Origin of the sequence: uncultured Propionibacterium sp. (assembly GCF_963539965.1) — a bacterium.
Classification (GTDB): domain Bacteria; phylum Actinomycetota; class Actinomycetes; order Propionibacteriales; family Propionibacteriaceae; genus Propionibacterium.
Genome location: NZ_CAUTOU010000021.1, coordinates 14,162 through 30,805, shown reverse-complemented (window position 1 = coordinate 30,805; position 16,644 = coordinate 14,162). Strand labels below are relative to the sequence as shown.

General features: G+C 70.6%; 13 protein-coding genes, 1 pseudogene and 1 riboswitch. Of the genes and pseudogenes, 5 read left to right on the top strand and 9 right to left on the bottom strand.

Annotation, left to right across the window (positions count from 1 at the left end; all coding sequences use genetic code 11):
• The coding region (locus R2N01_RS05540) for a cobaltochelatase subunit CobN (protein ID WP_316669278.1) at positions 1-2,283 on the bottom strand (2,283 nt) is incomplete at its 3' end.
• A 257-nt stretch (positions 2,284-2,540) separates the two neighbouring features.
• Between R2N01_RS05540 and R2N01_RS05535 the strand changes: the two genes are divergently transcribed.
• The gene (locus R2N01_RS05535) at positions 2,541-3,326 is read left to right on the top strand and encodes a queuosine precursor transporter (RefSeq protein WP_316669275.1); all 786 of its coding nucleotides are present in this window, start codon (positions 2,541-2,543) and stop codon (positions 3,324-3,326) included.
• A 137-nt stretch (positions 3,327-3,463) separates the two neighbouring features.
• On the opposite strand, the gene R2N01_RS05530 is transcribed toward R2N01_RS05535, so the two are convergent.
• From R2N01_RS05530 to R2N01_RS05510, 5 genes are all read right to left on the bottom strand, one after another.
• Positions 3,464-4,027: a hypothetical protein gene (locus tag R2N01_RS05530; protein ID WP_316669273.1), complete on the bottom strand. Its 564-nt coding sequence runs from the start codon at positions 4,025-4,027 to the stop codon at positions 3,464-3,466.
• Between the two features lie 51 nt (positions 4,028-4,078).
• The gene (locus tag R2N01_RS05525) at positions 4,079-4,894 is read right to left on the bottom strand and encodes an ABC transporter ATP-binding protein (RefSeq protein WP_316669271.1); all 816 of its coding nucleotides are present in this window, start codon (positions 4,892-4,894) and stop codon (positions 4,079-4,081) included.
• Positions 4,891-5,928, bottom strand: a complete 1,038-nt coding sequence (locus tag R2N01_RS05520) for an iron ABC transporter permease (protein ID WP_316669269.1) — start codon at positions 5,926-5,928, stop codon at positions 4,891-4,893. The genes R2N01_RS05525 and R2N01_RS05520 overlap by 4 nt, the downstream gene beginning before the upstream one ends.
• A complete protein-coding gene (locus R2N01_RS05515; RefSeq protein ID WP_316669267.1) occupies positions 5,909-6,976 on the bottom strand; it encodes an ABC transporter substrate-binding protein in 1,068 nt (355 codons plus the stop codon). Before R2N01_RS05515 ends, R2N01_RS05520 begins: the two co-directional genes overlap by 20 nt.
• A 161-nt stretch (positions 6,977-7,137) precedes the next feature.
• Entirely contained in the window at positions 7,138-8,307 is a 1,170-nt protein-coding gene (locus R2N01_RS05510) for a low temperature requirement protein A (protein WP_316669265.1), read from the bottom strand.
• Positions 8,308-8,454: 147 nt separating this feature from the next.
• Positions 8,455-8,666, top strand: a riboswitch (cobalamin riboswitch).
• Between the two features lie 358 nt (positions 8,667-9,024).
• Between R2N01_RS05510 and mutA the strand changes: the two genes are divergently transcribed.
• The 3 genes from mutA to meaB are packed head-to-tail and all read left to right on the top strand — an operon-like array spanning position 9,025 to position 14,136.
• A complete protein-coding gene (mutA, locus tag R2N01_RS05505) occupies positions 9,025-10,932 on the top strand; it encodes a methylmalonyl-CoA mutase small subunit (RefSeq protein ID WP_316669263.1) in 1,908 nt (635 codons plus the stop codon).
• Complete coding sequence (scpA, locus tag R2N01_RS05500; RefSeq protein WP_316669261.1) at positions 10,929-13,136, top strand: methylmalonyl-CoA mutase; 2,208 nt, start codon at positions 10,929-10,931, stop codon at positions 13,134-13,136. Before mutA ends, scpA begins: the two co-directional genes overlap by 4 nt.
• Positions 13,129-14,136 (top strand): methylmalonyl Co-A mutase-associated GTPase MeaB, encoded by a 1,008-nt coding sequence (gene meaB / locus R2N01_RS05495; protein WP_316669259.1) that lies wholly within the window; start codon positions 13,129-13,131, stop codon positions 14,134-14,136. The genes scpA and meaB overlap by 8 nt, the downstream gene beginning before the upstream one ends.
• 45 nt (positions 14,137-14,181) lie before the next feature.
• On the opposite strand, the gene R2N01_RS05490 is transcribed toward meaB, so the two are convergent.
• Positions 14,182-14,370 (bottom strand): hypothetical protein, encoded by a 189-nt coding sequence (locus tag R2N01_RS05490; protein ID WP_316669257.1) that lies wholly within the window; start codon positions 14,368-14,370, stop codon positions 14,182-14,184.
• A 292-nt stretch (positions 14,371-14,662) separates the two neighbouring features.
• On the opposite strand from R2N01_RS05490, the gene R2N01_RS05485 reads away from it, so the two are divergent.
• Positions 14,663-15,946: an adenylosuccinate synthase gene (locus tag R2N01_RS05485; protein ID WP_316669255.1), complete on the top strand. Its 1,284-nt coding sequence runs from the start codon at positions 14,663-14,665 to the stop codon at positions 15,944-15,946.
• Here the strand turns inward: R2N01_RS05485 and R2N01_RS11435 are convergent.
• Together R2N01_RS11435 and R2N01_RS11430 are read right to left on the bottom strand one after the other, a co-directional pair.
• The gene (locus R2N01_RS11435) at positions 15,847-16,401 is read right to left on the bottom strand and encodes an ATP-binding cassette domain-containing protein (RefSeq protein WP_399553242.1); all 555 of its coding nucleotides are present in this window, start codon (positions 16,399-16,401) and stop codon (positions 15,847-15,849) included. The genes R2N01_RS05485 and R2N01_RS11435 overlap by 100 nt on opposite strands.
• Positions 16,361-16,636 (bottom strand): annotated as a pseudogene (locus R2N01_RS11430) (hypothetical protein); the annotation flags it as partial. The pseudogene R2N01_RS11430 and the gene R2N01_RS11435, both read right to left, overlap by 41 nt.
• Positions 16,637-16,644 lie beyond the last annotated feature (8 nt).

The following is a 16,644-nucleotide window of genomic DNA, read 5'->3' as shown; positions in this document are numbered from 1 at the left end:
GTCCAGGGCCTCGTCGATGAGCCGGGCCGCCTCCTGACGCAGACCGGCCAGCTCGGCGCGGGGCAGCTCGTCCAGCGCGGCCGGGTCCAGGCCCTGCGACTCCGCGACGAGCTCGACGGCGCGGGGCAGCCCGGCACCGCCGTGGTCGAGGACGCCGTGCACCACCGCGCGCGTCTCCTGGCTCGTCCAGGCCTGGCCGAAGACGTGCAGGCCCATCGGGGCGAGCGACTGGGCCAGCCGGTCGAGGTGGGGCTCCAGCTCGTCCGGGTCGGTGGGCAGGTGCTCGGCCCGGGCGCGCCTGCGCACCTCCTCGAGCAGCTCGGCGCTCGTGGCCGGCGCCAGCGCGAGGCTGCGCCGGTACTCGGCCACCAGGTCGTCCAGCTCGGCGAGCGCCTCGTGCAGGCCGCCCGGCACCAGCGGAACCGGCTGGTAGCTGACCAGCTGGGCGTGCGAGCGGCGCACGGCGATGAGCCCCTCGGCCGGGTTGCCCGCGTAGTAGAGGTAGACGTGCGGGATCGGGCCCATCATGAGATCGGGGAAGCAGCGCGTGCTCACCGCGTTCTCCTTGCCGCCCAGGAACTCCATCGTCCCGTGCGTGCCGACGTGGATGATCACATCGGGCCGCCACACCTTCTGCAGCCAGGTGTAGAAGGCCAGGTACTGCGGGTGCGGCGGGGCCGTCTTGTCGTGGGCCTGCGCGTCGGCCGTCGCGCCGCCGCGGCCCGGTTGGATGCCGACCAGGGCGTTGCCGAACTCGAGCGCCGGGATGACATAGTCGCCCTCGGGCGTGGTCATCGGGGGCGTGGGGCCGTCAGCCGGCCAGGATTCGTCGACCCGCGCCCAGGCCAGCTCGTCGCCCAGATCGGCGCGGGCCCGCGCCCCGTGGTAGACCAGTGGCTCGTCCGGCGCACCGTAGCGCGGCGAGTTCACCGCGCGGGCCAGCAGCTGGTCGAGCAGCTCGTCGGCGCCGGGCGTCCCCACCCGGTAGCCGGTACGCGCCAACTCGGCCAGTACCGCCGACATCGAGGCGGCCGCATCGAGGAAGGAGCCGCCCAGCAGTCTGCTCTCCCCGGCCGGGTAGTCGTAGCCGATGACCGCCACGCGCGCCGTGGCGGGGTCGAGGCGGCGCAGGCGCGCCAGCCCGGCCACCCGCCCGGCGAGCCGGTCGATCTGCTCGGGTATCGGGGTGAGCTCGTTGATGGCGACGCCGTAGCGCTCGTCGATCCGCGGTTCGCTCATCGCGGCCACCGGGATCTCGTCGATGCAGCCGTCGATCTCCGGGAGCATCATCGAGACCATCACCTTGGCCGGGCTCAGGCCCGAGGGGGCGGTCCGCCACTGGTCGATCGTGATGCGCGTGAGCAGGATCGGGTGGACGTGCGCGGCGCCCCACTCGTCGAGCAGCTCGGCGCCGTCGCCGCCCCTGCCGCCGCCGAAGCCCGTGCCCAGCCGCAGGTTGAGCATGTTGACGACGATGTCCGGCACGATCCCGGCCTCGCCGAGCTGGCGGCGCAGCTCATCGACCGTGCGGGTGGCGTCGCGCACCGCCAGCGCCAGCGCCCAGCAGTGCTCGTCGATCGCGTCGACGACGGCCTTCGTCGCGGCCGTCGAGTCGATCGGGTAGCCGTTGCCGGGGTAGAGGACGAGCGCCGTCTGCCGCCGCCCGGGGCCGCCGACGGCCTCGATGTAGCCGGCGACGTCGGTGAACTCACGGCCGGTGGCCAGGTCGACGGGTGCGACGCCGCCGGCGGGCGGTTCCGCGTCCGCAACGGGGATCCGGGGGTGGCCGCCGTAGTCGTGCAGCAGCGTCGTGAGGAAGGCCATCGCGCACGGCCGGTTCATCGCGTGGAAGAGCCTCAGCAGCCGTGACAGGTTGCGGGCGTCGGCGGCGAACTGCTCGGGGTCGGCGCCCTCGGCGCTCGTCGGCTGCACGCCCGGACCCGCCGGGGCGATCGGCGCGCCGCCGGGGGCCGGTCGCACCGTGCCCAGCCGGAGCCTGTCGGTGAACAGACGGCCGAGCGGCAGCATGTCGCCCTGGTAGGCGCCGACGGGTTCGGCGAGTGCGTCGGTCCAGGCCTGGGGGGCGCCGTTGAGGTCGACGACGAGGAAGTCGCTGTCGGCGATCGTCCCGGGCAGCCGGCGCAGCTCGTCGGGTCCGGGCGGGGTGGTGGCGTTGAACAGGCGCAGCTCGCAGACGCCCGGGTGCTCTACGGCGAGTCCCTGATCGGCGTCGATGAAGGCCGACAGCAGATCAGGGCACACGCTGATGATCGTGATGCGCATGACCATGTCCTCTTGAAGCGCGATGTGCCGCGGGCCGCGGCCGGCCACCGCCACCGGAAAGGGCCGCCCGGCACTCGTGACAGACCCCGTGCGGACCGCTCCTCCCGGGTGTCGGTGACGTCACAGTATCAGCTTAGGCTCTCCTGAGGGACAGGGTGTCTCGAAAATCAAGATGCTCGGGAACCCCGGCCGGTGCCGTCCGAGCGCTGGACCCGCCCGGAGCGCCGGGCGGGAACCGGTGAATACACTTGCCGCCCGTGACAGGACCCCGTGCAGCAGATCCCGCCGGCGGCGGGCGGCCCCTCCCCGAGCGAAGCGCCTCCGACACCACGGGCGGGGGTTCCGGCCCCGTCTACGCGGGCACGGGCTCCCGTTTCTACCCGATCATGCTGGCCGCCCTGGCCGTCATCATCGTGCTGTCGGGCATCGGCGGATCGAAGGCCGTCCGGTTCGGCCCGGTCCTCACCGACGGCGCCTTCTTCATCTTCCCGTTCAGCTACATTCTCGGCGACTCGATCACCGAGCTCTACGGGCCCAGGGCCGCCCGCCAGGCCATTGCCACGGGTTTCGTCGTCAACGTCCTGAGTTCGGCGGTCTACTGGGTGATCATCGTGCTGCCGGGGCTGTCGGACGAGTACGGCACCGCCCGCGACGCAGCCTTCCGGATGGCCCTCGGCCCGGTCTGGCAGGTCGTCCTGGCCGGCGTGGTCGGTTTCGCCGGTGGGCAGAGCGCCAACTCCTTCCTCATGTGGCTCGGCAAGAGGCGCCACCACGAGAAGGGCCTGTACGGGCGGCTCGCCTCGTCCACCGGTGCCGGCGAGTTCATCGACACGCTGCTCTTCTGCCTCATCGCGGCGCATGCGATCGGCTTGACGGGTCCTGGCCGGCTCGTGAACTACACCGTCGTCGGCTATCTCTACAAGATCGCCCTGCAGTACGCCCTGATGCCCGTGACCGGCCGGGTCATCAAGACGATCAAGAGGCACGAGCCGAGTTACCAGGCCGGGTTGTGCTCCAGAGGGAGAGGGCGAGCCCTCCCCTGACCCCGACACCCGACCGACCTCCTGAGCACGCCGCGCGGCTCCTGCGCGTCCGATCGCAGGAACCGCGCGGCGCGGCGCATGCGTACCGCGTGCTCGTGGCCCGCCGCCCCCGGAGGAGGACCGCCCCTCCCGCCGGGTCAGCCCTGGACGACCTGCTCCTCGATGGTGGTGCCGTACTTGTCCTGGAAGTACCGCTGCGTGGTGGTCAGCAGATCGGCGGTCTCGGTCTGCGCCGAGTCCCAGCGCCCGTACCGGCGCACCGCCTCGGATGCGTCATCACCCTGCTCGTCCGTGATGGCGATGAGGGTCTGGTCGTCCAGGCTCATCGTGTAGTCGTACGCCGCGCCCCGCGCGGCCACGTCGTGGTGGCGGACGAAGGTGCGCTCGGCGTAGTCGAAGACGAGGCAGTCGCTGTAGTCCGAGCCGCTCGCCGGGTCGATGAGCTGGAAGGTCGCCTTGCCGGTGGCGCCGGGCTCGATCGTGATGCGCACGCCGGCGCCATCGGAGAGGTTCGCCTCGGGATCGGTCGCGGTCAGCACGCCGCCGGCCGTCTCGAAGCCCGATGCGCTCGATGCACCGGCCGAGGCGCCCGTCCCGCTCCGGGAGGCGCTGCTCGCCGAGTCGCCGGAGCTCCCGGAGCAGGCCGACAGGGGCAGTGCCAGTGCCGCTGCGAGGACTGCCGTCAAAACCTTTGTTTTCAACGTTTCTCCTTGTGGTGGGGAATTCCGCTCAGTTGGCGGGGGCGGGGCCCGTCAGGCGGAGCCGGCCCGCCGCGATCGGGGCGCCACGACCGGCTGCCCACTGGCCGGGTCGGTGCCGACCCATGCGTCGACCTCGAAGATCCGTTCGATGGCCTCGGTGCTCAGCGCCTCCGACGGGGCGCCGGTGGCCCGTACGCGCCCGTCGGTCATGAGAACGGTGTTGTCGCAGTAGCGGGCGGCATGGGTCAGGTCGTGCAGCACCATGACGACGGTCAGCCCGCGCTCCGCGTTGAGTTCCCGGACGAGGTCGAGGATCTCCAGTTGGTGGGCGATGTCCAGATGGGTCGTCGGCTCGTCCAGCAGGAGCACCCGCGGCTCCTGCGCCAGGGCCGCGGCCAGCCGGACGCGCTGGCGCTCGCCGCCCGAGAGCGTCCCGATGCGGCGGTCCGCCAGCGGGGTGAGCCCGGTGCGCCCCAGCGCGGTGTCCACCGCGGCCCGCCCGCCGGCGTCGCGCGTCGAGAACCAGTTCTGGTGGGCGTAGCGCCCGTAACCGACCATGTCGGCCACCCGCACGTCCGGGCCCGCCTGGGCGTTCTGCCAGACCACGGCCACCGCGCGCCCGCGCCGCCGCGAGCTCATCCGCGCCACCGGCTCGCCGCCCAGCAGCACCCGTCCGCGCACCGGCACCGCACCGCACAGTGCACGGACCAGCGTCGTCTTGCCGCAGCCGTTCGGCCCGATGACCCCGTGGACGAGTCCGGGCCTCAGGTCCAGGTCGATGCCGTGCAGGATCTCGCGCCCGCCCAGCTCGACGGCCAGCCCGCGCACCGACACGTCCGCGCTCGCGGCGCCCCCTGCGCCGCTCACAGGGCCCTTCTCAGCAGGAAGAGGAAGAAGGGCACGCCCAGGACGGTCATCGTGATGCCCACCGGGATCTCGACCGGGGCGAAGACCGTGCGCGAGAGGGTGTCGCTGATGATGAGCAGGACCGCGCCGGCCAGGATCGAACCTGGCACGGTGAGCCGGTGGTCGGGACCCAGCACCATGCGCATGATGTGCGGCACGATCAGGCCGACGAAACTCAACAGGCCCACGGCGCTCACCGCGCTGGCCGCGAGGACGGCCGCCAGGGCGGTGAAGAAGACGCGGTTGGCCTGCACGTTCATGCCCATCGAGCCGGCCGCGTCGTCGCCCAGGACGAGCACGTTCAGCCGTCGCGAGAAGCACAGCGCCAGCGACAGGGCGACCAGCGAGTACGGCCACAGCCCGCGCACCTCGGTCCAGCCGCGCATCGACATCGAGCCGTTCATGAACATGAGCGCGCTGGCCACGCGGTCGGAGAAGAGCACCATGAACGCCGAGATGCCCGCCCCGCACAGTGCCGAGACGGCGACGCCGGCCAGGATGATCCGCAGCGGTCGGATGCCGCCCCTCCAGGCCAGCAGGAAGATCGCGGAGGCCGCACCCATCGCGCCGGCGAAGGCGGCCGGGGTGACGAGCGCCAAGTGGGTCGGTGCAACGAGCATGATGCCGATGCCGAGCAGGCCTGCGCCCGAGGAGACGCCGATGATGCTCGGGTCCGCCAGCGGATTGCCCATGACCGCCTGCAGGATGACGCCGCTGACGGCCAGGTTCATGCCGACCAGCCCGGCGAGCAGCATGCGCGGCAACCGGATGTCCCAGACGACCCGCCGCTGCGGGGCGTCGCGACCCGCCAGGGCGTCGAGGACCTGGCCGACCGGCAGGCGGATGGAGCCGGCGCCGATGGCGTACAGGGCCCCGACGAGAAGCAGTGCGGCCAGCGCCGCGAAGACGCAGACGCGGAACCGCCTGTCCTGCGAGAGGGCGCGATGGTCCGAGCCGGGCCGCCGCCCGCCGTGCTCATGCGTACTGCTGCGCATCGCCGTAGACGTCCGGGTAGACGCTGGCGGCCAGGTACGTCACCGCGTCCCCGTAGTAGGGCCCGCCGTTGAGCAGGAAGTACTCCTGGGGCAGGTAGGCGATGCGCCCCTCGCGCACGGCGTCGACCGCCTGCCAGGCCCGGTTGGAGGCGAACTCCTCGTCCATGCGCGCCCGGGCGTCCGCGTCGTCGTCGACCATGCTCGTGACGAGCACGTAGTCGGGCCGGCCGGCCGCGACGGCCTCGATGTCGAGGGGCGTCGTCTCCGAGCCGGGATCGTCGGGGGTCAGGCCCGAGGCGATGTTCGTCAGGCGCAGCGTGCCGGCGATCTGTCCGGCGATCGAGTCGTCGAGCTTGACGGCCAGCGACTCGGCCGTCACGTAGACGATGACGACCGAGGTCTGCTCGTCCGGCAGCCGGTCGACGACCCCGTCGATCTGCTCGTCGATCTGCTCGATGCGCTCCTGCGCCGTGTCGGAATGGCCCGTGAGCGCGCCGAAGGCGCGGTAGATCGAGTCGAGCTCGTCGTGCGAGCGCGCCCTCACCTCGAGCCCGCGGATGCCCAGCTCGCGCAGGCGGGACAGCACGGTGTCCTGCGCCCCGCCCATGACGATGACCAGATCGGGGTCGTAGGAGCTGACGGCCTCGATGTCGACATTCGAGGTGGCCCCGACCGTCGGCACGGCGCGCATCGCGGCCTCGTTCTCGGGGACCACCTTCACGTTGTCGGTGATCTCGACCGAGCAGACGGCCGTGCCGCCCACGTCGTACCAGATGTTCATGGCGGTACCGGCCAGGACGCACACCCGCTGCGGGGCGGACTCGAAGTCGACGCTCTGCCCGCTGAAATCGGTGATGCTCAGCGGGAACTGCGCGCCCGTCATGGGCATCGGGTCGGTGCTGGCCGGGGTGGAGGACGAGGCGCTCTGCTGCGAGTCGCCCCGCCCGGACGAGCAGCCCGCTCCGAAGAGGGCCGTCGTCGCGCACAGCGCCAGGGCCAGGACCCTGCCCGGGGCGGAACGGCGCCGAGAACGGTTGATGGCGGACATGGACGACCTCCTGCAATGGTGCGGACGCGGTCACCATATCCACCAGGATCTTGTAGAAACAGGGGTCTTGTAGAATTCTTTTGGAGAATCACAAGGAGATTCGGTGATAAGGCCGGGCTCAGCCGGGAGGCCTGCGGGGTGAGCCCGGCCCCGGAGCCGGCTCACAGTGCCGTGATCACCCTCGAGTAGCGCCAGCAGGTGAGCAGCATGACGGCGGACAGCAGCCCCATGGCGGCGATGCCCGGTGCATGAGCGAGGACGACCACGGCCCCGCAGACGAGGCAGGCCGCTGCCGAGGTCACCAACGGCACCCAGATGTGCTTGTCGGTGAAGTTCGCCAGGAAGGCCCACAGCGTCAGCGTGCACAGGGCGACGCCGCCGAACAGGACGGCCGTCGCGGCGATCGGCAGCGGCTCGCCCGGCTCGTCGATCGCCAGCTCGGCCCCGACCGCCAGGGCCACCTGCCCGATGACGAGCACCTGCTGGCCCTCGGTGACGAGGGCCCCGCTGGCGAGCGGGGAACGCTCCTGCCTGTTCCCCTCCACGTACCGGTCGATGTAGGAGTCCCAGCCGAAGGGCAGCGCCCAGATGCACATGATGACGACCATCGACAGCATCCCGGTGGCGATGGCGAGCGGGTGGTGGAGGCCGCGGATCATGGCGCTTCCCGTCGTCAGGATGGCCTCGCCCAGGCAGATGATGAGGAAGAGCCGGCAGCGCTCGATCTGGTGGGCCATGTCGAAGCCGACCTCGCCCAGACTGGACCGGTCGATGCCGGGGACCGGGTGATAGGTGCGCATGCCGAGCACGTCGATGCCCACTGCGATGAGCCACCACCACAGCCGGTGCTCGGGCGCGGCGATGGCGCCGCCGATCCACGGGATGCCCGACAGGGTGAACCACACGAGCATGGCGCTGCGGTGGTTGCGCAGTGCCGGGTAGGCGTCGTAGGAGCGGGTGACGAGCGTGCGTCCGTACTGGATGACGAGCATCGGGACGACGAAGGTCCACGGGGAGTCCTCGAAGGCCTCGCCGATCGATGCGTTCATGACCAGGCCGAGCACCATGACCGCCAGCAGCACCAGTTGGCTGCGGCGATGGCGGCTGAGCACCATCGTCGACTCGTACGTGGTGAACGCCCACATGCCGAAGACCGCCAGCAGCAGCACGAGGGTCTCCAGGGCGCCGCGCCAGCTCAGGTGCTCCAGCAGGTGACCAGACAGCTGGGAGACGGCGAAGACGTACACCAGGTCGAAGAACAGTTCGAGTTTGGTGACCTCCTGCTCCTCGTCGGGCGCCACCTCGAGTGCGGATCCGTCCGCGTCGCTCATCGTCTCCCACCTCTCCTCCGCCGGATCGCCCGTGCCGACGATAGCGGGTCTTCCGAAAGGGAGCGGGGGCGGGTTCCCCCGGTCCGCCGCAGGCGCACCGGCGCGGGTTACTGGGCGACCCCGAAGGCGCACGTCGGCGGCATCTTGTGTACATTGAGAAGTACTGGTTCGGCCCACCACCAGGCGGGTCGTCGCAAGAGGGAATTCCGGTGGGAGTCCGGAGCTGTCCCGCAGCGGTATATGGGAACAATGCCACAACGGGCACTGGGCCGCGAGGCCTGGGAAGCGGTGGTGTAGGAACCGGGAGCGATCCCGAATGCCCATGAGCCCGAAGACCTGCCAGTCGCGGCAGCGCCCGCTGCCGCGCAACGTGCCCCGCGGAGGGTCCACGGATCGAAGTGATCGATGCCCGGCGACGATGCATCGCCTCCGGCGCCGGCCACTCGGATCAGTGCCAGCAGTTCCGGCGAACGCCTGCCGGGCCAGCCGGTGGACGCCCATCGGGGCCCGTGCGGGGCCGCGTCGGGACCGGGACGCCTCTGGGCGCCACTCCGGCGCAGGGCGGTCGTGACCGGCCCGCATCGGCAGTGATGCCTGCAGGCCGCCGGACGAGTGCCCGGGCCTGTGCCCGGCGCCCGTCGATGACCGGCTGGCAGCCAGTCCCCGGCGCGCCCCCACCCGAGGGTGCGCCCTGACCCTTTCAGGAGCAGGAGTCGAATGAGCAACACCGAATCGGGCGCCGTCGCGGCCGAAGAGGCCACGCCCGCTCAGCTCAGCCTCGCCGGTGATTTCCCGGCCGCGACTGAGGAGCAGTGGGAGATCGAGGTGGCCAAGGTTCTCAACCGTGGCCGCCCACCAGAGAGGCAGCTGACCTTCGAGCAGTGCATGAAGCGTCTGGCGGTCCACACCGTCGACGGCATCGACATCAAGCCGATGTACAAGCGCGAGGACGTGCCCGGCCCGCTGGGCTACCCGGGCGTCGCCCCCTTCACGCGCGGCGCCACCGTCCGCAACGGCGAGGCCGATGCGTGGGACGTGCGTGCTCTCCACGAGGATCCCGACGCGGACTTCACCCGCAGGGCGATCGTCACCGATCTTGAACGCGGCGTCGCCTCCATCTGGCTGCGCGTCGGCTCCGATGCCGTCCGGCCGGCCGATGTGGCCACCGTGCTGTCCGACGTCCTCCTCGAGATGGTCAAGGTCGAGGTCTCCTCCCGCGAGGACCAAAGGGCCGCCGCCGAGGCGCTCCTGGCCGTCTACGAGGCTTCCGACAAGCCCAGGGATCATGTCGCCTTCAACCTGGGCATCGACCCGATCGGCCTGGCCGCCCTGCGGGGCACCGCTCCCGATCTGTCGGGTCTGGGCGAGTGGGTCGGGCGCACCGCCGCCTATCCGAACGGCAATGCGATCACCGTCGATGCGACGATCTACCACAACGCCGGCGCGGGCGATGTGGCCGAGCTCGCCTGGGCCCTGGCTACCGGCGCCGAGTACGTGCGCGCCCTCGTCGAGCAGGGCATCGACGTCAACGACGCCTTCAAGGCGATCGAGTTCCGCGTCACGGCCACCCACGACCAGTTCCTCACGATCTCGCGCCTGCGCGCGCTCCGCATGTGCTGGTCGCGCGTCGGCGAGGTCTTCGGCGTCGACGAGGCCAACCGCGGCGCCCGTCAGAGCGCCGTCACCAGTTGGCGGGAGCTGACCCGTGAGGATCCCTACGTCAACATCCTGCGCGGCACGATCTCGACCTTCGCCGCCGCCATCGGCGGCGCCGAGGCGATTACGACCCTGCCGTTCTGCGGCGCCCTGGGCCTGCCCACCGATGACTTCGCCCGCAAGGTCGCCCGCAATACCGGCATCATCCTGGCCGAGGAGGTCAACATCGGCCGCATCAACGACCCGGCCGGCGGCTCCTTCTACGTGGAGTCCCTCACCGGTTCGCTGGCCGAGGCCGGCTGGGCCGAGTTCCAGAGGGCGGAGTCCGCCGGGGGCATGTCCGCGGCCCTGACCGGCGGCCGTGTGGCCGAGGTCCTGGCCGAGTGCAGCAGCGAGCGCGCCAAGCGCCTGGCCACCCGCAAGCAGCCGATCACGGCCGTCAGCGAGTTCCCGCTGCTCGACGCCAAGTCCATCGAGACCAAGCCCTACCCGCAGGCCCCGGCCCGCGACGGCCTGGCGTGGCACCGCGACTCCGAGGTCTTCGAGGGGCTCGTCGATCGTTCGGCCACCCGGGCCGAGCGCCCGAAGGTCTTCTTGGCCTGCCTGGGCACGCGCCGTGACTTCGGCGGTCGCGAGGGCTTCTCGGCCCCCGTCTGGCACGTCGCCGGCATCGCGACCCCCGAGGTCGAGGGCGGTACGGTCGACGAGATCGTGGCGGCCTTCAAGGCCAGCGGGGCCCAGGTCGCGGATCTGTGCTCCTCCGCCAAGGTCTACGCGGAGCAGGGCGTCGAGGTGGCGAGGGCCCTGCGCGAGGCGGGGGCCGAGGCCGTCTACCTGTCGGGCGCCTACAAGGAGCTGGGCATCTCGGACGAGGAGGCCGCCGAGCTCTTCGCCGGACGCCTGTTCCTGGGCATGGACGTCGTCGACGTCCTCAGCCGTACACTCGATGTCATGGGGGTGGCGAAGTGAGTACTCTTCCTCGTTTTGATTCCATCGATCTCGGCGCGGGCCCGATCCCGGACTCGGCCGCCGAGGACTTCGCCGCTCTGGCCGCCCGGGCCGGCACCGGCGAGGAGTGGTTGACGCCCGAGCAGATCCCCGTCGGCACGCTGTACGGCGAGGACGCCTACGAGGGTGTCGACTGGCTCGGCACCTACGCCGGCCTGCCGCCGTTCACGCACGGCCCGTACGCCACCATGTACGCCTTCCGTCCGTGGACGATCCGCCAGTACGCCGGCTTCTCCACGGCCAAGGAGTCCAACGCCTTCTACCGCCGCAATCTCGCGGCCGGCCAGAAGGGCCTGTCGGTCGCCTTCGACCTGCCCACCCACCGCGGCTACGACTCCGACAACCCGCGCGTGCCCGGCGACGTCGGCATGGCCGGTGTGGCCGTCGACTCCATCTACGACATGCGCGAGCTCTTCTCGGGCATCCCGCTCGACCGCATGAGCGTGTCGATGACGATGAACGGTGCCGTGCTGCCGATCCTGGCCCTGTACGTGGTGACCGCCGAGGAGCAGGGCGCCAGGATGGAGCAGCTGGCCGGAACGATCCAGAACGACATCCTCAAGGAGTTCATGGTTCGTAACACCTACATCTACCCGCCGCAGCCGTCGATGCGGATCATCTCCGACATCTTCGCGTTCACCAGCGCGAACATGCCGAAGTGGAACTCGATCTCCATCTCCGGCTACCACATGCAGGAGGCCGGCGCCACGGCCGACATCGAGATGGCCTACACGCTGGCCGACGGTGTCGACTACATCCGCGCCGGCGAGTCGGTGGGCCTGAAGGTCGACCAGTTCGCCCCGCGACTGTCCTTCTTCTGGGCCATCGGCACCAACTTCTTCATGGAAGTCGCCAAGATGCGCGCGGCCCGCATGCTGTGGGCCAAGCTGGTGCACCAGTTCGGACCGAAGAACCCGAAGTCGATGAGCCTGCGCACCCACTCGCAGACCTCGGGCTGGTCGCTGACAGCCCAGGACGTCTACAACAACGTCGCCCGTACCTGCGTCGAGGCCATGGCGGCGACCCAGGGCCATACGCAGTCGCTGCACACGAACTCGCTGGACGAGGCCATCGCCCTGCCCACCGACTTCTCCGCGCGCATCGCCCGCAACACCCAGCTGTTCATCCAGCAGGAGTCGGGCACCTGCCGCGTCATCGACCCCTGGAGCGGTTCGGCCTATGTCGAGGAGCTCACCAAGGACCTCGCCCTCAAGGCCTGGGGCCATATCCAGGAGGTCGAGGCGGCCGGCGGCATGGCCAAGGCCATCGAGCAGGGCATCCCGAAGATGCGCATCGAGGAGGCCGCGGCACGCACCCAGGCCCGCATCGACTCCGGCCGTCAGCCGCTGATCGGCGTGAACAAGTACCGTCTCGACCACGAGGACCCGGTCGAGGTCCTCAAGGTCGACAACTCTCAGGTGCTCGCCGAGCAGAAGGCCAAGCTGGTCAGGCTGCGCGCCGAGCGCGACGAGGAGGCCGCCCGGGCCGCCCTCGAGAAGCTCGCCTGGGCCGCCGCCAACCCCGACCCCACCGATCCGGACCGCAACCTCCTCAAGCTGTGCATCGAGGCCGGCCGTGCGATGGCCTCCGTGGGCGAGATGAGCGACGCCATGGAGCGCAGCTTCGGCCGCTACACCGCTCAGATCCGCACGATCTCCGGTGTGTACGCCAAGGAAGTGAAGGAGTCCGCTGAGGTGGACGAGGCACGTGAACTCGTCGAGAAGTTCGAGCAGGCCGAGGGCCGCCGCCCCCGCATCCTGCTGGCCAAGATGGGCCAGGACGGCCATGACCGCGGTCAGAAGGTCGTCGCCACGGCCTATGCGGATCTCGGTTTCGACGTCGACGTGGGCCCGCTGTTTCAGACGCCGGAGGAGACGGCGCGTCAGGCCATCGAGGCCGATGTGCACGTGGTGGGCGTGTCGTCGCTGGCGGCCGGCCACCTCACGCTCGTCCCGGCGCTGCGCCACGAGCTCGACGCCCAGGGCCGTCAGGACATCCTGATCGTCGTCGGCGGCGTCATCCCCGAGCAGGACTTCCAGGCGCTGCGCGATGCGGGCGCCATGGACATCTATCCGCCCGGTACCGTCGTCCCGGACTCCGCGGTGCGCCTGCTCAAGGAGCTGCTCCACGCGCTCGGCGATGACGAGGTCCCGGCGTATGCCTAGGAGCATCGACGTCGGTGCGCTGGCCGGCCAGGTCCTGGCCGGCCAGCGCACCGGCATCGCCAGGGCGATCACACTGGTGGAGTCCGCTCTGCCGGCGCACCGCCCGTTGGCGCGCAGGCTGCTCGCCCAGTTGCTCCCCCACTCGGGCGGGGCGACGCGCGTCGGTCTGACCGGTGTGCCCGGTGCCGGCAAGTCGACGTTCACCGATGCCATGGGGTGCCGCCTGATCGAGCGGGGCCACAAGGTGGCCGTGCTGGCCGTCGACCCGTCGAGTACCCGCACCGGCGGCTCGATCCTCGGCGACCGGACCCGCATGGGCAGACTCGCCGAGTCGGACTCGGCCTACATCCGCCCCTCACCGTCCGGATGCCATCTGGGGGGCGTGGCCCGTGCGACGCGCGAGGCCATGATCATCGTCGAGGCCGCCGGCTACGACACCGTGATCGTCGAGACCGTCGGCGTCGGCCAGTCCGAGGTCGCGGTGGCCGGCATGGTCGACACCTTCCTGCTGCTCGCCCTGGCCCGTTCCGGCGACCAGTTGCAGGGCATCAAGCGCGGCATCCTCGAGCTCGCCGATGTCATCGCCGTCAACAAGGCCGACGGCGACAATGCGGGCGAGGCCCGCGTGACCGCGCGCGACCTGTCGATCGCCATGAAGCTCATCAATGACGAATCCAGCGGCCGGCGCACCCCGGTAATGACCTGCTCGGCCCTGACCGGCGATGGCCTCGACAAGGTCTGGGGCTCCGTCGAGGAGCACCGCTCCTGGATCGACGAGACCATCGGCCTGGCCCGCTACCGCGCCGACCAGCAGGTCGAGTGGATGTGGGCGCAGATCGAGGGCTCGGCCCTGGACTCGCTGCGCTCGACGCCCGAACTCCTCGAACTCGGTCATCGGCTCGAGGAGGAGGTCGGGAAGTCGACCGAGAGCGCCCTGGACGCCTCAGTCGAGTTCCTCGTCACCTGGGCGAAGAGCGTGTCCGGCTTCGAGTGGACCTGACCCGGGGCCCGGTCGATCTGCGTGCGGCCGGGGGCGGCGGACCCGTCAGCGGGACTCCAGGGCCTCGACCGCGCCCACCAGGACCCGGATCGCGGCCCGCTCGTCGACGGGGGTGAGTACCCGGGCGTTGAGCGGGCGTCCCGGTAGCCGGCGCACGTCGGCCACCGTCGTCCCCCTGGTGAGAACCGGGCCCGTCTCGACACCGGCCCACGGCGATGCGAACGCGGCGCCCACCGGCTCGGCGTCCTGTCACGAGGCGAGGTGGACAGCGCCAGCGCGTCCTCGATGCCCGTGCCCAGGTCCGCGATGAGCCTCATCCCGCCCCGCCGTAGCCGTGCTGGTCCCATTTGTGGCCCGGGCGGGGATCCTGCGGCGCTCAACGGTGTCCAGATCCGGGGCGATCGTGGCGGGCCGGGCCGCCGACTCGTAGAATCTGCGTGCAAGAGCCCGATGCGATGCGCTTGCGCACACAGCGGGCTTTCGTGCGCCGGGGCGGATGCCCCGACCACCGAACAGGGAGAGGCACATGCCAGGCATCGTGGTGATCGGCGCCCAGTGGGGCGACGAGGGCAAGGGCAAGGCCACCGATCAGATCGGAGAACGGGTCGACTACTGCGTCCGCTACTCGGGCGGTAACAATGCCGGTCACACCGTCGTCGTGAACGGTGAGAAGTTCGTCCTGCACCTGCTGCCCTCGGGCATCCTCAACCCCGGCTGCACCTGCGTCATCGGCAACGGCGTCGTCGTCGATCTGCAGGTGCTGGCCGCCGAACTCGACGAGCTCGGGAGGCGGGATGTGCACGTCGCGCACCCGCTGGTCAGCGCCAACGCGCACATTATCGCCCCGTACCACCGCACCCTCGACAAGGTCTGCGAGCGCTTCGCGGGCAAACGCCGCATCGGCACCACCGGCCGCGGCATCGGCCCGGCGTACTCCGACAAGGTCAACCGCATCGGTCTGCGCATGCAGGACCTGCTGGACCCGGCCGGGCTGCGCGACAAGGTCGAGGCCAGCCTCGAGCAGAAGAACCAGACACTCACCAAGATCTACAACCGGCACCCCCTGGATGCCGGGCAGGTCGCCGAGGAGCTCCTCGGCTACGCCGAGCGCTTCGCCCCGTGCATCGTCGACACCGGCCGGCTGCTCAACGATGCCTTGGACGAAGGCGGGGTCGTCCTCTTCGAGGGGGCCCAGGCCCACCACCTCGACGTCGATCACGGCACCTACCCGTACGTGACCAGCTCCAATCCGACGGCAGGCGGCGCCTGCACCGGTTCGGGCGTCGGTCCCACGCGCATCGACCGCGTCGTCGGCGTCTCCAAGGCCTACATCACCCGCGTCGGTGAGGGCCCGTTCCCCACCGAGCTGTTCGACGAGGCGGGCGAGAAGCTGCGCCGGGACGGCGGCGAGTACGGTGCCACCACGGGCCGGCCCCGCCGTTGCGGGTGGTTCGACTCACTCGTGGTCGATCAGGCGGCCAGGATCAACGGCTGCACCGACGTCTTCCTGACCAAACTCGACGTGCTCACGGGCTGGGAGAGGATCCCGGTGTGCGTGGCCTACGACGTCGACGGCAGACGTTTCAACGAGTGGCCCACCACGATGAAGGACCTGGCCAGGGCCAGGCCGATCTATGAGTACGTCGACGGCTGGACCGAGGACATCTCGGGCGCCCGCTCCTTCGACGAGCTGCCGGCCGCCTGCCGGGCCTACGTGCACCACCTCGAGGACCACATCGGCTGCCGCATCTCCGGCATCGGGGTGGGCCCCGGGCGCGAGCAGACGATCATCGTCAACGAGCTGGTCTGACCGCCGACCGGTTCTCGGGCCGGCGGGGCGATCACGGGGGTGTGACTACGACCCCGTTGCCGTCCCGGTTCCGAGATCCCATGATCCCATGCTGCCGAGGCCCGCTGCAGCTCGTACAACCTGGCGTAGCGACCGCCGCGGTCCATCGACTGCATATGGGTGCCCATCTCGACGACAGCACCGTCGTCGAGGACGACGATCCGGTCGGCGCCGGTCACTGTGCGCAGGCGATGGGCGATGACCAGGACGGTCCTGACCGCGACCAGGGCGCTCAGGGCCTCCTGGATGAGGGTCTCGTTCTCGGGATCGAGCGAGCTCGTGGCCTCGTCCAGCAGGACGATCGGCTCGTCCTTGAGCAGGGCCCTCGCGATCGAGATGCGCTGGCGCTCACCGCCGGACAGTTTCGCCCCGTTCTCACCGAGCCGGCTCTGCCAGCCCTCGGGAAGCCTCTCGATGAAGCCATCGCAGTGAGCGGTCCGGGCCGCCGCCCGCCCCTGTTCGTCGGTGGCCTCTGCCGATGCGGATGTTGTTCATGACCGTGTCGTCGAACAGCGTCACCTCGTGGAAGACGATCGAGACGTTCGACAGCCACGACTCCTCGTCGAACTCGCCGATGTCCCGGTCATCGACAACGGTGCGGCCCGAATCGGGGGTCCAGAAGCGGGCGGTGAGCCCGCCCGCGGTCGACTTCCCGGAGC

Coding starts and splice junctions, on each gene's coding strand:
- R2N01_RS05520 (WP_316669269.1), bottom strand. CDS start 5,928: ATGCGCAGCAGTACGCATGAGCACGGCGGGCGGCGGCCCGGCTCGGAC.
- R2N01_RS05515 (WP_316669267.1), bottom strand. CDS start 6,976: ATGTCCGCCATCAACCGTTCTCGGCGCCGTTCCGCCCCGGGCAGGGTC.
- R2N01_RS05510 (WP_316669265.1), bottom strand. CDS start 8,307: ATGAGCGACGCGGACGGATCCGCACTCGAGGTGGCGCCCGACGAGGAG.
- mutA (WP_316669263.1), top strand. CDS start 9,025: ATGAGCAACACCGAATCGGGCGCCGTCGCGGCCGAAGAGGCCACGCCC.
- meaB (WP_316669259.1), top strand. CDS start 13,129: ATGCCTAGGAGCATCGACGTCGGTGCGCTGGCCGGCCAGGTCCTGGCC.
- R2N01_RS05485 (WP_316669255.1), top strand. CDS start 14,663: ATGCCAGGCATCGTGGTGATCGGCGCCCAGTGGGGCGACGAGGGCAAG.